Origin of the sequence: Streptomyces sp. NPDC096013 (assembly GCF_044763565.1) — a bacterium.
GTDB lineage: Bacteria > Actinomycetota > Actinomycetes > Streptomycetales > Streptomycetaceae > Streptomyces.
In genome coordinates this window covers 1,627,550-1,641,692 of the sequence record NZ_JBIWGK010000001.1, presented here as the reverse complement: position 1 = coordinate 1,641,692, position 14,143 = coordinate 1,627,550, and the positions used below count along the sequence as shown (strand labels likewise).

Sequence of the window (14,143 nt, the reverse complement as noted above, 5' to 3'; positions counted from 1 at the left end):
GTCAAAGACGTCTCCCGGCGCACGCCCCACCCCATTTGTCGGACTTATTGGCCGTAAAGTCGACGCTGCGTACACAGCGGTGACGGGAAGACAATGGGGCCATGGGACGCGGCAAGCTTCGGATCTATCTCGGTGCGGCACCGGGCGTGGGCAAGACCTACGCCATGCTGTCCGAGGCCCACCGCAGGGTGGAGCGGGGAACCGACTGCGTGGTCGCCTTCGTGGAGCACCACGGGAGGGCCCGTACCGAGGTGATGCTCCACGGCCTGGAGCAGGTCCCGCGCGCGGAGCTCGCGTACCGGGGGACCGTCTTCACCGAGATGGACGTCGACGCGGTGCTGCGCCGGGCCCCCGCGGTCGCCCTGGTGGACGAACTCGCCCACACCAACATCCCGGGCTCCCGCAACACCAAGCGCTGGCAGGACATCGAGGAACTCCTCGCGGCCGGCATCGACGTCGTCTCCACCGTCAACATCCAGCACCTGGAGTCCCTCGGCGACGTCGTCGAGTCCATCACCGGAGTGCGGCAGCAGGAGACCGTCCCGGACGAGGTCGTCCGCCGGGCCGACCAGATCGAACTCGTCGACATGTCGCCCCAGGCGCTCCGCCGCCGCATGGCGCACGGCAACATCTACCGGCCCGACAAGGTCGACGCGGCCCTCTCTAACTACTTCCGGCCCGGAAACCTCACCGCCCTGCGGGAGTTGGCCCTCCTGTGGGTGGCCGACCGGGTCGACGAGTACCTCCAGGAGTACCGCAGCGAGCACCAGGTCTCGGCGATCTGGGGTTCGCGCGAGCGGATCGTCGTAGGACTGACCGGCGGCCCCGAAGGGCGGACGCTGATACGCCGGGCCGCACGGCTCGCCGAGAAGGGGGCCGGCGGTGAGGTGCTGGCCGTCTACATCTCCCGCAGCGACGGCCTGACCTCGGCCTCCCCGAAGGAACTCGCCGTCCAGCGCACCCTCGCCGAGGACCTCGGCGGCACCTTCCACCACGTCGTCGGCGACGACATCCCGGCCGCGCTGCTCGACTTCGCGCGCGGGGTCAACGCCACCCAGATCGTCCTCGGCTCCTCGCGCCGCAAGACCTGGCAGTACGTCTTCGGGCCGGGGGTGGGCACCACGGTCGCCCGCGAGTCCGGACCCGACCTGGACGTCCACATCGTCACCCACGAAGAGGTCGCCAAGGGGCGCGGACTGCCCGTGGCCCGGGGCGCGCGGCTCGGGCGGACCCGGATCGTCTCCGGATGGCTGGTCGGCGTGGTGGGCCCGGTGGGGCTCGCGTTCCTGCTGAACGCCGTCCACCTCGGGCTCGCCAACGACATGCTGCTCTTCCTGTCGCTGACGGTGGCGGCGGCGCTGCTCGGCGGGCTGGCTCCCGCGCTGGTGTCGGCGGCCGTCGGATCGTTCCTGCTGAACTACTACTACACGCCTCCGCTGCACCGGATGACGATCGCCGACCCCAAGAACATCGTCGCCATCGCGATCTTCGTCGGCGTCGCCGTGTCCGTGGCCTCCGTGGTCGACCTCGCCGCGAGACGCACCCAGCAGGCCGCCAGACTGCGCGCCGAGTCCGAGATCCTGTCCTTCCTCGCGGGCAGCGTGCTGCGCGGCGAGACCAGCCTCGAAGCGCTCCTGGAACGGGTCCGCGAGACCTTCGGCATGGAGTCCGTCGCCCTGCTGGAGCGCAAGAGCGACGTGGAGCCCTGGACCTGCGCCGGCCGGGTCGGCGTGGGAGCGCCGCTGGAGCGGCCCGAGGACGGCGATGTGGACATGCCCGTCGGCGACCACATGGCCCTCGCGCTGACCGGCCGCGTCCTGCCCGCCTCCGACCGCCGGGTCCTCGCCGCCTTCGCCGCCCAGGCCGCCGTCGTCCTCGACCGCAGGCGCCTGCGTGAGGAGGCCGACCGGGCCCGCGCGCTCGCCGAGGGCAACCGCATCCGTACGGCCCTCCTGGCGGCCGTGAGCCACGATCTGCGGACCCCGCTGGCCGGCATCAAGGCGGCCGTCTCCTCCCTGCGCTCCGACGACGTGGCGTGGTCCGAGGAGGACCGGGCCGAGCTGCTGGAGGGCATCGAGGACGGCGCCGACCGGCTCGACCATCTCGTGGGCAACCTCCTCGACATGTCCCGCCTCCAGACCGGCACGGTCACGCCGATCATCCGCGAGATAGACCTCGACGAGGTGGTGCCGATGGCGCTGGGCGGGGTCCCCGAAGGCAGCGCCGAACTGGACATCCCGGAGACGCTGCCCATGGTCGCCGTCGACCCCGGGCTGCTGGAACGCGCGGTGGCCAACCTCGTGGAGAACGCGGTCAAGTACAGCCCGCCCGGCGAAACCGTCCTCGTCTCCGCCAGCGCCATCGCCGACCGCGTGGAGGTACGGGTGGTCGACCGGGGCCCGGGAGTCCCCGACGAGGCCAAGGACCGCATCTTCGAGCCCTTCCAGCGCTACGGCGACGCCCCGCGCGGCGCGGGAGTCGGACTCGGGCTCGCCGTGGCGCGTGGCTTCAGCGAGGCCATGAACGGCACCCTGAACGCCGAGGACACCCCCGGCGGCGGCCTCACCATGGTCCTCACCCTCCGCGCTGCGGAGCCCTTCGAAGCCGGGACGGCCGACAGCGCCGTAGAAGACACGCAAGAGACGCGGGACATGCGAGACACGCAGGACGTGCAAACGGAAAGGCAGGCCTCATGACCAGGGTCCTCGTGGTCGAGGATGAGCCGCAGATCGTGCGGGCCCTCGTGATCAACCTCAAGGCGCGGAAGTACGAGGTCGACGCGGCCGCCGACGGCAAGACCGCCCTCGACCTCGCCGCCTCCCGGCATCCGGACGTGGTCGTCCTCGACCTGGGGCTGCCCGACATGGACGGCGTCGAGGTGATCCGCGGGCTGCGCGGCTGGACCCGGGTGCCGATCCTGGTGCTGTCCGCGCGGCACTCCTCCGACGAGAAGGTGGAGGCGCTGGACGCGGGAGCCGACGACTACGTCACCAAGCCGTTCGGGATGGACGAGCTGCTGGCCCGGCTGCGGGCCGCCGTGCGCCGGGCCGAGCCCACCGGGGCCGGCGAGGACGACGTCCTGGTCGAGACCGAGGAGTTCACCGTCGACCTCGCCGCCAAGAAGGTGCACCGGGACGGACGGGACGTACGGCTGACCCCCACGGAGTGGCATCTGCTGGAGGTGCTGGTGCGCAACACCGGGCGGCTGGTCAGCCAGAAGCAGCTGCTCCAGGAGGTGTGGGGGCCGTCGTACGGGACGGAGACGAACTATCTCCGCGTGTACATGGCACAGCTGCGGCGGAAGCTGGAGACGGACCCCGCCCATCCCCGGCACTTCATCACGGAGCCCGGTATGGGCTACCGGTTCGAGCGCTGAGGGCGTGGGTGCGTCGCTGTCGGTGGACCCCGGTACGCTTCAGATATGAGCGCTGTCCCACGTTCCGAGAAGCCGGTCGGCCGGTTCCGGCGCATGCTCGACCGGCTCTCCACCTCGCAGGAGGACCTGGAGTCGGAGGAGCTGCGTGAGGACGCCGAGACCGAGGGCTGTGTCCGGATCGGCGACTGCCACGACCGACAGATCGTGACGGTTACTGGTACCTTGCGCACGGTCACGCTGCGCCCCCGGGCGGGAGTCCCGGCCCTGGAGGCCGAGTTGTTCGACGGCTCCGCCGCCCTGGACGTGGTGTGGCTCGGCAGGCGCTCCATCGTGGGGATAGAACCGGGGCGCAAGCTGATCGCGTCCGGCCGGATCTCGATGAGCAGAGGCCGCCGCGTGCTCTTCAACCCGAAATACGAACTGAAACCCCTCGGACGGGAGTAGCCGGTGACGTCGCTCGACAAGCCGACCGCGGAGACCGTGGACGCCGAAGACAGCGAGCAGGATGTCCGGGCGGTGACCGAGGCGGCCCTCTTCGAGGCGTTCGGCGGACTGCGCGGCATGATCGAGACGGTCCTGCCCGGGCTGCTCTTCGTCAGCATCTTCACCGTCAACAAGAACCTGCACTGGTCGGCGATCGCCGCCCTGGTCGTCGCGCTGGCCCTGGTCGTGGTCCGGCTGGCCACCCGGGACACCGTGAAGCACGCCTTCAGCGGTGTCTTCGGCGTCGCCTTCGGTGTGGTCTTCGCGATGATGACGGGCAACGCGAAGAACTTCTACCTCCCCGGCATGCTCTACACGCTGGGCCTGGCGCTCGCGTACATCATCACCACCCTCGCGGGCGTCCCGCTCATCGGCCTCATCCTCGGCCCGGTCTTCAAGGAGAACCTCTCCTGGCGGACCCGCAACCCCGGCCGCAAGAAGGCCTACGCGAAGGCCAGTTGGGCCTGGGGCCTGATCCTGCTCGCCAAGTGCGCGATCCTCTTCCCGCTCTACTGGTGGGCCAACACCGCCCAACTCGGCTGGGTCCTGGTCGCGTTGAAGATCCCGCCCTTCCTCCTCGCCGTCTGGCTCACCTGGGTCTTCCTCGCGAAGGCACCCGCGCCGATCGACGTGTTCGCGGAGATGGAGGCGGAGGAGCAGGCGGAGAAGGAGCGCAAGGCAGCCGCCGCCGAGGCCACCGGCGAGGGCCAGGACGCCACGCCGGGACGGCACCGGCGCGACGCGTAGTTCCCACCACGACCGCGACGCGTAGTTCCCACCACGACGAGGAAGGGCGCCCCGAACATTCGGGGCGCCCTTCCTCGTCGTGTCCCCGGAGGGGTCAGCTCGCCGCGTCCTCCCGGCGCACCGACAGCAGGTCCTCCAATTGCTCCTCGCGTGCCTGAGCCGCCACGAAGAGCAGCTCGTCGCCCGCCTCCAGCGAGTCCTCGCGGGACGGGGTCAGGACGCGGGTGCCGCGGATGATCGTGACCAGGGAGGTGTCCTCCGGCCACTCCACGTCGCCGACCTGGGTGCCCGCGAGCGCGGACTCCTCGGGGAGGGTCAGCTCGACGAGGTTGGCGTCGCCGTGGCTGAAGCGGAGCAGGCGGACGAGGTCGCCGACCGACACCGCCTCCTCGACCAGCGCCGACATCAGACGCGGGGTGGAGACGGCCACGTCGACACCCCAGGACTCGTTGAAGAGCCACTCGTTCTTCGGGTTGTTGACGCGGGCGACGACCCGCGGGACGCCGTACTCCGTCTTCGCGAGGAGGGACACGACGAGGTTGACCTTGTCGTCGCCCGTCGCGGCGATCACCACGTTGCAGCGCTGAAGCGCCGCCTCGTCCAGGGACGTGATCTCGCAGGCGTCGGCCAGCAGCCATTCCGCCTGGGGGACCCGCTCGACCGAGATCGCGGTCGGGGCCTTGTCGATGAGAAGGATCTCGTGACCGTTCTCCAGGAGCTCTCCGGCGATCGAACGACCGACCGCGCCTGCTCCGGCAATGGCGACCCTCATCAGTGACCGCCCTCCTCTTCGGGACCCTTGGCGAACGCCGCCTCGACCTTGTCGACCTCGTCCGTACGCATCATCACGTGCACGAGGTCGCCCTCCTGAAGCACGGTCTGCGAAGAGGGCAGCATCGCCTCGCCGAGCCGGGTGAGGAACGCCACGCGGACGCCCGTCTCCTCCTGAAGCTTGCTGATCCGCTGGCCGACCCAGGCGGCCGAGGCGTGCACCTCGGCGAGCTGGACACCGCCGGTCGGGTCCCGCCACAGCGGCTCCGCGCCCGAGGGCAGCAGCCGGCGCAGCATCTGGTCGGCGGTCCAGCGGACCGTGGCCACGGTGGGGATGCCCAGGCGCTGGTAGACCTCGGCGCGGCGGGGGTCGTAGATACGGGCCGCGACGTTCTCCACGCCGAACATCTCGCGGGCGACGCGCGCGGAGATGATGTTCGAGTTGTCACCGCTGGAGACGGCCGCGAACGCGCCCGCCTCCTCGATGCCCGCTTCGCGCAGCGTGTCCTGGTCGAAGCCGACCCCGGTGACCCGGCGACCGCCGAATCCCGGGCCCAGCCGACGGAAGGCGGTGGGGTCCTGGTCGATCACGGCGACCGTGTGCCCCTGTTGCTCCAGGGTCTGGGCGAGAGCGGAACCCACTCTGCCGCAGCCCATGATGACGATGTGCACGACCGTCCTTCCGGTGTCCTGAAATCAATGCTCAGCCCCATCAGGGTCTCAGACCGAGGCCCAAGCTACACACGCCCGGCCCCTCCAGGGCACCCCTCTGCGTCAGCGGCGCCCGATGCTGCGCACACTGGCCAGGGTGAGGAATCCGAGGCCGACGAGGGCGGCGAGGGCGCCGATCAGTTCTGCGGTCGCGGGCATGGAACCTCCAGGAGGCGGTGGGAGCGGGGTTTCGTCATATAGACACGACGCCGGCGCTCCCGACGGAATCCGCACCTCCACTCGCCCCTCAATTCACTCGTGAGGCAGATGACAGGGGGTAAGACGGCGGAAAGTGGAGGATCGCCTGTTCGAAGCCCTACGATCCTCTGTTGTGTCCAAACTGACCGACGTGCCCAAGCGCATCCTCATCGGGCGGGCGTTGCGCAGCGACCGGTTGGGCGAAACGCTCCTGCCGAAGCGCATCGCACTCCCCGTCTTCGCTTCCGACCCGCTGTCCTCCGTGGCCTACGCGCCCGGCGAGGTGCTGCTGGTCCTCTCCATCGCGGGCGTGTCGGCGTACCACTTCAGCCCGTGGATCGCGGTCGCGGTCGTGGTGCTGATGTTCACCGTGGTCGCCTCCTACCGGCAGAACGTGCACGCCTACCCCAGCGGCGGCGGCGACTACGAGGTGGCCACCACCAACCTCGGTCCCAAGGCCGGCCTCACCGTCGCCAGCGCCCTGCTCGTCGACTACGTCCTCACCGTCGCCGTGTCGATCGCCTCCGGCATCGAGAACCTCGGCTCCGCGGTCCCGTTCGTGGTCGAGCACAAGGTGTTCTGCGCGATCGCCGTGGTGGTGCTGCTCACCCTGATGAACCTGCGCGGGGTGAAGGAGTCCGGCACGCTGTTCGCGATCCCGACGTACGTCTTCGTCGCGGGCGTCTTCATCATGATCGCGTGGGGCGCCTTCCGCGGACTCGTCCTCGGCGACACCATGCGCGCACCGACCGCCGCCTATCACATCAAGGCCGAACACCAGGGCCTCGCGGGCTTCGCCCTGGTCTTCCTGCTGCTGCGGGCCTTCTCCTCCGGCTGTGCCGCGCTCACCGGTGTCGAGGCCATCTCCAACGGCGTCCCGGCCTTCCGTAAGCCCAAGTCGAAGAACGCGGCGAGCACCCTGGCCGCGATGGGCCTGCTGGCCGTCACCATGTTCTGCGGGATCATCGCCCTCGCCATGACGACCAAGGTCCGCATGGCCGAGAACCCGGCCACCGACCTGCTGCACAACGGCGTCGCGATCGGCTCCGGCTATGTCCAGAACCCGGTGATCTCCCAGGTCGCCGAGGCCGTGTTCGGCAAGGGCAGCCTCCTGTTCGTCGTGCTCGCCGCCGCCACCGCGCTGGTGCTGTTCCTGGCCGCCAACACCGCGTACAACGGCTTCCCGCTGCTTGGCTCGATCCTCGCCCAGGACCGCTACCTGCCGCGCCAGCTGCACACCCGCGGCGACCGCCTCGCCTTCTCCAACGGCATCGTGCTGCTGGCCGGCACCGCGGCCATGCTGCTGGCGATCTACGGCGCCGACTCGACCCGGCTGATCCAGCTGTACATCGTCGGCGTGTTCGTGTCCTTCACCCTCAGCCAGACCGGCATGGTCCGGCACTGGAACCGCCACCTGGCCACCGAGAAGGACCAGGCCACCCGCCGCCACATGGTCCGCTCCCGGGCGATCAACACGTTCGGCGCGTTCTTCACCGGCCTGGTCCTGGTCGTCGTCCTGGTCACCAAGTTCACGCACGGCGCCTGGGTGGCGCTGCTCGGGATGTGCATCTTCTACGCCACGATGACCGCGATCCGTAAGCACTACGACCGGGTCGCCGAGGAGATCGCGGCCCCCGAGGGCCCGAGCGACGACAGCCTCCGCCCGTCCCGCGTCCACTCCGTGGTCCTGATCTCCAAGATCCACCGCCCGGCGCTACGGGCCCTCGCCTACGCCAAGCTGATGCGCTCGGACACCCTGGAGGCGCTCAGCGTCAACGTGGACCCGGCGGAGACCAAGGCGCTGCGCGAGGAGTGGGAGCGGCGCGGCATCGACGTACCGCTGAAGGTGCTGGACTCGCCGTACCGGGAGATCACGCGGCCGATCATCGAGTACGTGAAGGGGCTGCGGAAGGAGTCGCCGCGCGACGCGGTGTCCGTGATCATCCCCGAGTACGTGGTCGGCCACTGGTACGAGCATCTGCTGCACAACCAGAGCGCGCTGCGGCTCAAGGGCCGGCTGCTGTTCACGCCGGGCGTGATGGTCACGTCGGTGCCGTACCAGCTGGAGTCCTCCGAGGCGGCGAAGAACCGGGCGCGGAAGCGGCAGGAGTGGAGCGCGCCGGGCGCGGTGCGGCGGGGTCCCGCGGAGGAACGGCACAGCGAGTCCTCCAAGTCCAAGCTCTAGTCGCCGCGGCCTTGTGGTGAGCGGCCGGGCGGGGTCCACGTAGACTGGTGGGCTGTTGTCCGGCCGTACCCCCTTTGACGTTGTGGAGTCACCCCGCCATGCAGGCAGAACCGAAGAAATCGCTGGTGGGGGAGGAGTACGAGGTCGAGGTGGGCCCCGTCGCCCATGGCGGGCACTGCATCGCCCGTACGGCCGAGGGCCAGGTGCTGTTCGTCCGGCATGCCCTGCCCGGGGAGCGGGTCGTCGCCCGGGTCACCGACGGCGAGGAGGGCGCGCGGTTCCTGCGTGCCGACGCCGTGACGGTCCTTGAGGAGTCCAAGGACCGTGTCGAGGCACCGTGCCCCTACGCCGGGCCCGGCCGCTGCGGCGGCTGCGACTGGCAGCACGCCAAGCCCGGCGCCCAGCGTCGCCTCAAGGGCGAGGTCATCACCGAGCAGTTGCAGCGGCTCGCCGGGCTCACGCCCGAGGAGGCCGGCTGGGACGGCACGGTGATGCCGGCCGAGGGCGACAAGCTGCCCGCGGGCCAGGTGCCGCAGTGGCGTACGCGCGTGCAGTACGCGGTGGACGTCGACGGCAACGCCGGTCTGCGCAAGCACCGTTCGCACGAGGTCGAGCCGATCGAGCACTGCATGATCGCGGCGCCGGGCGTCAGCGAGCTGGGCATCGAGGAGCGCGACTGGTCCGGCATGGCCTCGGTCGAGGCGATCGCGGCGACCGGCTCCCAGGACCGCATGGTCATCCTGGAGCCCCGCCCCGGCGCCCGCCTGCCCCTGGTCGAGCTGGAACGCCCCGTCTCCGTCATGCGCGTCGAGGAGCACGACGGCGGCATCCACCGTGTGCACGGCCGCGCGTTCGTCCGCGAGCGGGCCGACGGCCGTACGTACCGCGTCGGCAGCGGCGGCTTCTGGCAGGTCCACCCGATGGCCGCGGACACCCTCGTCAAGGCGGTCATGCAGGGCCTGCTCCCGCGCAAGGGCGACATGGCCCTCGACCTGTACTGCGGCGTCGGCCTCTTCGCCGGCGCCCTCGCCGACCGCCTCGGCGACAAGGGCGCGGTCCTCGGCATCGAGTCCGGCAAGCGCGCGGTCGAGGACGCGCGCCACAACCTCGCCGGCTTCGACCGCGTCCGCATCGAGCAGGGCAAGGTCGAGAGCGTGCTGCCGCGGACCGGGATCAGCGAGGTCGACCTGATCGTCCTCGATCCGCCGCGGGCGGGCGCCGGCAAGAAGACGGTGGAGCACCTGTCGTCGCTCGGGGCACGGAAGATCGCGTACGTGGCGTGCGATCCGGCTGCGCTGGCCCGGGATCTGGCGTATTTCCGGGACGGCGGATACAAGGTGCGGACGCTGCGGGCGTTCGATCTGTTTCCGATGACGCATCATGTGGAGTGCGTGGCGATTCTGGAGCCGGTCGCGAAGCTGGGCTGAGCCCGGGGGGCTTGGGCAGCCGGGCCGATGCGCGCGTCGGGCCGTGCGGCGGACTCATGATCCGGCGGCCGTGGGTTTGAGTCCCGCCCGCCTCACCACGCAAAGCTTCCGAACCGCGGGACGGTCGTCGGGATGTGCGGTCTCGCGCCTGTGCTCGCGGCGAAGGGCTCGTCGTCGAGGAGCTGGACGAGACCGTGCCGGCCGCCCCACTGAGCATCGCGCCCGGAAATACCGTACCCACGGCTGAGACCCAGGTTCGGATGCCAGGATGAGGCGCGATGACGGCAGGGTGGGGCGTGCGCACGGTACGGGCCGCGATGTTCGCGGCCGTCTGTGTGGTGCTCGCCGCCCTGGGGCACGTCCTCATGTCCGGCCGCCACGTACCCGGTTGGGCACTGGCCGCCGGACTCGTCGTCACCGCCCTCGCGGGCTGGACCCTGGCGGGCCGTGAACGCGGCCTCCCGCTCGTCGTCACCCTCGTGGTCGCCGCCCAGGCCGCCCTGCACTCGGCGTTCTCCCTGGCACAGCCCGCGGCAGGGCAGTCGCCGGGCATGGACATGGGGTCGGCCGACATGGGCTCCATGCACATGCGTGCCGTGGACTCCACGCATATGGGCGCCATGGATTCCATGGATATGGGCCATATGTCCGCCACCACCACAGGCGCGTCCTCGACCGGCATGCTCGCCGCCCACCTCCTGGCCGCCCTGCTCTGCGGCCTGTGGCTCGCTCACGGCGAGCGCGCCGCGTTCCGCGTCCTGCGGGCCGTGGCCACCCGACTCGCGGCTCCGCTACGACTGCTGCTCGCACTCCCCGCCCCGCCGCACCGCCCGCGACTCCGCCCGCGCCGCCCCCGCTCCGAGCGGGCGCCGCGCCTTCTCCTTCTCGGCCACGCGATCACCTCGCGCGGTCCACCGCTCGGGACCGCTGTCGTCTGACGACAGCCGGCACCCCGGGCCGCTCCTACGCGCCCCGGGCCCGGCCGTACCCCCGCGCCGCCCCTCCTCCGGGTGCCGCGGGACGGCCGATCCCCTTTCACGGTGACCTAGAAGGACCCCAGGTGATCACTCCCACCCTGCCCGCGCCGCCCGACGTGACCGAGTCGAGCGACGAGTCGCTGACCAACTGGGCGCTCGCCGCCCGCCACGGCGACCCCGCCGCCGTCGACCACCTCGTGCGCGCGCTGCACCGCGACGTCCTGCGCTACGTCTCCCACCTCTGCGCCGACTCGCAGGCCGTCGACGACCTCGCGCAGGACACGTTCCTGCGGGCGCTCGGCAGTCTGCACCGCTTCGAGGGCCGTTCCTCGGCCCGCACCTGGCTGCTGGCCATCGCCCGCCGCGCGGTGATCGACAGCTACCGCCGCGCCGCCGCCCGCCCCCGTCTGTCCGACGTCCAGGACTGGCAGCTCGCCGTCGAACTGGCCCAACCCCGGGGCCTGCCCGGTTTCGACGACGGCGTGGCACTCCTCGACCTGCTCGCCCTGCTCCCGGACGAGCGCCGCGAGGCCTTCCTCCTCACCCAACTCCTCGGCCTGCCCTACGCGGAGGCGGCGGAACTCACCAACTGCCCGGTGGGGACGGTCCGTTCGAGGGTCGCCCGCGCCCGGGCGACCCTCGTGGACCTGCTGGCCGAAGGGGGCGCCGTACACACCCTCTAGCCGGGGCCGCTAACGGGCGGTCAGGCTCCAGAGATGGTCGGCCGTTCCGTTGTCGTCCCATTGCAGGACCTGCGCGCCGGAGGCGGTGCTCATGTTCGTCACACCGAGCAGCAGCCCGCTGTTGTAGTTGGCGATCTTGTACGTGCCGTCTCCGGCCGGGATCAGCTGCCAGAGGTGGTCGGCGGTGCCGTTGTCGCCCCAGATCAGGGCGGTACCGCCGTCCGCCGTACCGGCGTTGGTGATGCCGAGCAGCAGTCCGCTCGCCTTGTTGCCGATCTTGTACAGCCCGGACCCGGCGGCCGTCAGCGTCCAGGACTGACTGCTGCCGGTGCTCGACGTGGCCTGGACGACCGCTGTCCCCTGGGCGGTCGCGGCCCCCTGCGTGTCCAGCGCCAGCCCGCTGTTCTTGTTCTTGATCTGGTACGTCCCCGCCAGCGAGGCCGAGGTCCCGGTGGGCGTGACGACCAGGTGGTAGCCGTCGGACGCGTTCATCGCGACGGGCACGGTGATCGAGCCGTTCGTCACGGTGTAGGTGGTGTCGGAGACGGTGACCGGCGCCGCCACAGCGGTGGTCCGCCCCTTCGACGGCGTGTACTCCAGCTTCACGTGCACGGTACTGCCGAAGCCGGACAGCGACCCAAGTCCGTTCACCTGTACGGCGGTCGACCCCACCCCGCCGCCGAAGACGACGCTGATCTGCTTCCCGTCGCCGGTCAGCGCGGCGGCGCCGTCGATGCCGGTCTGGGCCGGGGGAGTGGTGGTGAGCATGGTGCCCGACATGTCGCCGTACCACTTGTAGAGCCAGTACGACCCGTTGGGCGAGCCGCCCGTGTCGGTCAGGGTGTCGCCGAGGGTGCCGTAGTGGTTCCAGAAGGCGAGTTCGGCGTCATGGATGCCCGCTCGCTCGAACTTGGCGACGTAGCCCACCAGTTGGCCGGGGACACCGACCTCGCTGGTCGTGCCGTACTCCTCGATCGAGATCGGGCGCGGGCTGATGCCCAGGCTCGATTCGAGCGCACGGTACGCGGCGACGTGCGCGGCGATGTTCTGCGAGCCCTGCAACTCGTGCCAGCTCACGATGTCGGGGAGGGTGCCGCTCGCCTTGGCGTCGGTGAGGAACGTGCTCATCCAACTCTGGTTCCACGCCGAGTAACTCGGGCCCTGGACCGGCGTGTTGGCATCCTTGGCGCGAACCTCCCGGTACGTCGTCACCCAGCCGGCGTCGAAGGCGCCGGCCGCCGAGGTGTTCCAGGTCCAGTCGGGCTCGTTCCACAGCTCGTACGCGGCGACGTTGGTGGCGCCGGAGGACTTCACGGACGCGACCTGCTTGTCCACGGCGGACAACCAGTCGCTCCAACTCACCCACTGGTACGGGAAGTTCGGATACCAGTCGGGCATCCGTACCACCACCTTCGCACCGGCCCGCGCCGCCTTCGACGCCACGACGAGCGCGTCACCGGCGGGCTTCGGCTCACCGTTCGGCAACTGGGCGCCTCCCGGGGCCATTTGGACGAAGGTGTTCGGCTTGAGCGGGGTGACCAGGCTGTCGGCGGGGGTGTTCGCGTCGGCGAGGCCGTAGAGGCTGCCGGTCGCCACATGCGTGACCGGTCGCAGGGTGGAGGCCGCGTTGACGACCAGGGTGGTCGCGGCCGTGGGGGCGGCCTGGGCGGGGGCGGAACTGCCGAGTGCGGCGGCGGCCGTGAGGATCGCGGCACCGAGGATGGCTCTGAGGGATGTGCGGCTCATGACATGGATCTCCTCAGGAAGGGGGTTGGGGCGGAGGGGAGTTGGAGGTGGAGTCAGTCCTTCACCGCGCCCGCGGTGACGCCCGCGGCCACGTAGCGCTGGGCGAGGACCAGGAGGACGGCCGCCGGGACGGACGCGACGACGGCGGTGGCCATGATCGCGTTCCACTCCTGGTTGTTGTTGCCGATGTACTTGTAGATACCGAGCGTGATCGGCCGCCAACTCCCGCCGCCGTCGAGCGTGTTGGCGAAGACGAAGTCGGACCAGGCCCACAGGAAGCCGAACAGCGAGACCGTGACGACCGCGTTGCGGCTCAGCGGCAGGACGATCGACCGGAAGGTGCGCCAGGTGCCGGCCCCGTCGATCAGCGCGGCCGAGATCAGCTCGCCCGGGATGCCCGACATGAACGCGGTGAAGATCATGACGCCGAAGGGCACGGCGATGGTGGAGTCCGCGATGATCAGCCCCCACCAGGAGTTGAGCAGCCCGAGGTCGAGGAAGATGCCGTAGAAGCCCATCGCCATCACGATTCCCGGGATCATCTGGGCGATCAGCAGGGCCAGGCTCAAAGCGCCCCCCGCGCGCGGCCGCAGCTTCGCCAGCGCGTAGCCGGCCGGGGCGGCGATCGCGAGGGTGAGGGCGACCGTGCCGATCCCGATGAGCAGACTGGTGCCCAGGTAGGGGAGTTGGTCGTCGAGCACCGCCCGGTAGCCCTCGAACGTGGGGTGCAGCGGGAGCAGGTCGGGCGGTGACTTGCGCATGTCCTGCTGCGGGGTGAGGGACACGTTCAGCATCCAGTACACCGGGAACAGCATGAGCGCCGTGAGGAGGAGACCGAT

The 14,143-nt window shown here is 70.5% G+C and carries 12 protein-coding genes; 8 read left to right on the top strand and 4 right to left on the bottom strand.

Going from position 1 to position 14,143, the window contains the following annotated elements:
- Positions 1-101 precede the first annotated feature (101 nt).
- The 4 genes from ACIRB1_RS06880 to ACIRB1_RS06865 are packed head-to-tail and all read left to right on the top strand — an operon-like array spanning position 102 to position 4,606.
- Positions 102-2,696: an ATP-binding protein gene (locus ACIRB1_RS06880; RefSeq protein ID WP_403464795.1), complete on the top strand. Its 2,595-nt coding sequence runs from the start codon at positions 102-104 to the stop codon at positions 2,694-2,696.
- Positions 2,693-3,376 carry a response regulator gene (locus ACIRB1_RS06875; protein ID WP_328828226.1) on the top strand — a complete coding sequence of 228 codons (684 nt, stop codon included), beginning with the start codon at positions 2,693-2,695 and terminating at the stop codon, positions 3,374-3,376. The genes ACIRB1_RS06880 and ACIRB1_RS06875 overlap by 4 nt, the downstream gene beginning before the upstream one ends.
- Before the next feature lie 45 nt (positions 3,377-3,421).
- The gene (locus ACIRB1_RS06870; RefSeq protein WP_403464794.1) at positions 3,422-3,820 is read left to right on the top strand and encodes an OB-fold nucleic acid binding domain-containing protein; all 399 of its coding nucleotides are present in this window, start codon (positions 3,422-3,424) and stop codon (positions 3,818-3,820) included.
- Positions 3,821-3,823: 3 nt separating this feature from the next.
- On the top strand, positions 3,824-4,606 hold the full coding sequence (locus ACIRB1_RS06865) for a DUF3159 domain-containing protein (RefSeq protein ID WP_352178089.1): 783 nt from the start codon (positions 3,824-3,826) through the stop codon (positions 4,604-4,606).
- Positions 4,607-4,700: 94 nt separating this feature from the next.
- On the opposite strand, the gene ACIRB1_RS06860 is transcribed toward ACIRB1_RS06865, so the two are convergent.
- Together ACIRB1_RS06860 and ACIRB1_RS06855 are read right to left on the bottom strand one after the other, a co-directional pair.
- A complete protein-coding gene (locus tag ACIRB1_RS06860) occupies positions 4,701-5,378 on the bottom strand; it encodes a TrkA family potassium uptake protein (protein ID WP_019061074.1) in 678 nt (225 codons plus the stop codon).
- A complete protein-coding gene (locus ACIRB1_RS06855) occupies positions 5,378-6,049 on the bottom strand; it encodes a TrkA family potassium uptake protein (RefSeq protein ID WP_033283949.1) in 672 nt (223 codons plus the stop codon). The genes ACIRB1_RS06860 and ACIRB1_RS06855 overlap by 1 nt, the downstream gene beginning before the upstream one ends.
- 370 nt (positions 6,050-6,419) lie before the next feature.
- Here ACIRB1_RS06855 and ACIRB1_RS06850 point away from each other — a divergent pair, with 370 nt between their 5' ends.
- The 4 genes from ACIRB1_RS06850 (at position 6,420) to ACIRB1_RS06835 (ending at position 11,558) form a co-directional block, all read left to right on the top strand.
- Positions 6,420-8,471: an APC family permease gene (locus ACIRB1_RS06850; protein WP_352178088.1), complete on the top strand. Its 2,052-nt coding sequence runs from the start codon at positions 6,420-6,422 to the stop codon at positions 8,469-8,471.
- 98 nt (positions 8,472-8,569) lie between these two features.
- Positions 8,570-9,898, top strand: a complete 1,329-nt coding sequence (locus ACIRB1_RS06845; protein WP_352178087.1) for a class I SAM-dependent RNA methyltransferase — start codon at positions 8,570-8,572, stop codon at positions 9,896-9,898.
- 278 nt (positions 9,899-10,176) lie between these two features.
- Positions 10,177-10,836, top strand: a complete 660-nt coding sequence (locus ACIRB1_RS06840; protein WP_403464793.1) for a hypothetical protein — start codon at positions 10,177-10,179, stop codon at positions 10,834-10,836.
- Positions 10,837-10,958: 122 nt separating this feature from the next.
- Positions 10,959-11,558, top strand: coding sequence for a sigma-70 family RNA polymerase sigma factor (locus ACIRB1_RS06835; protein ID WP_403464792.1), 600 nt, complete (start codon positions 10,959-10,961; stop codon positions 11,556-11,558).
- 9 nt (positions 11,559-11,567) lie between these two features.
- Here the strand turns inward: ACIRB1_RS06835 and ACIRB1_RS06830 are convergent, their stop codons facing one another.
- Together ACIRB1_RS06830 and ACIRB1_RS06825 are read right to left on the bottom strand one after the other, a co-directional pair.
- A complete protein-coding gene (locus tag ACIRB1_RS06830) occupies positions 11,568-13,304 on the bottom strand; it encodes an RICIN domain-containing protein (protein WP_403464791.1) in 1,737 nt (578 codons plus the stop codon).
- 53 nt (positions 13,305-13,357) lie between these two features.
- Complete coding sequence (locus tag ACIRB1_RS06825) at positions 13,358-14,119, bottom strand: carbohydrate ABC transporter permease (RefSeq protein WP_352178281.1); 762 nt, start codon at positions 14,117-14,119, stop codon at positions 13,358-13,360.
- Positions 14,120-14,143 lie beyond the last annotated feature (24 nt).

Excerpts from the sequence above, each read along its gene's own strand:
- ACIRB1_RS06875 (WP_328828226.1), top strand. The coding sequence starts at position 2,693 with ATGACCAGGGTCCTCGTGGTCGAGGATGAGCCGCAGATCGTGCGGGCC.
- ACIRB1_RS06840 (WP_403464793.1), top strand. The coding sequence starts at position 10,177 with ATGACGGCAGGGTGGGGCGTGCGCACGGTACGGGCCGCGATGTTCGCG.
- ACIRB1_RS06860 (WP_019061074.1), bottom strand. The coding sequence starts at position 5,378 with ATGAGGGTCGCCATTGCCGGAGCAGGCGCGGTCGGTCGTTCGATCGCC.
- ACIRB1_RS06830 (WP_403464791.1), bottom strand. The coding sequence starts at position 13,304 with ATGAGCCGCACATCCCTCAGAGCCATCCTCGGTGCCGCGATCCTCACG.
- ACIRB1_RS06870 (WP_403464794.1), top strand. The coding sequence starts at position 3,422 with ATGAGCGCTGTCCCACGTTCCGAGAAGCCGGTCGGCCGGTTCCGGCGC.
- ACIRB1_RS06845 (WP_352178087.1), top strand. The coding sequence starts at position 8,570 with ATGCAGGCAGAACCGAAGAAATCGCTGGTGGGGGAGGAGTACGAGGTC.
- ACIRB1_RS06880 (WP_403464795.1), top strand. The coding sequence starts at position 102 with ATGGGACGCGGCAAGCTTCGGATCTATCTCGGTGCGGCACCGGGCGTG.
- ACIRB1_RS06825 (WP_352178281.1), bottom strand. The coding sequence starts at position 14,119 with ATGCTGTTCCCGGTGTACTGGATGCTGAACGTGTCCCTCACCCCGCAG.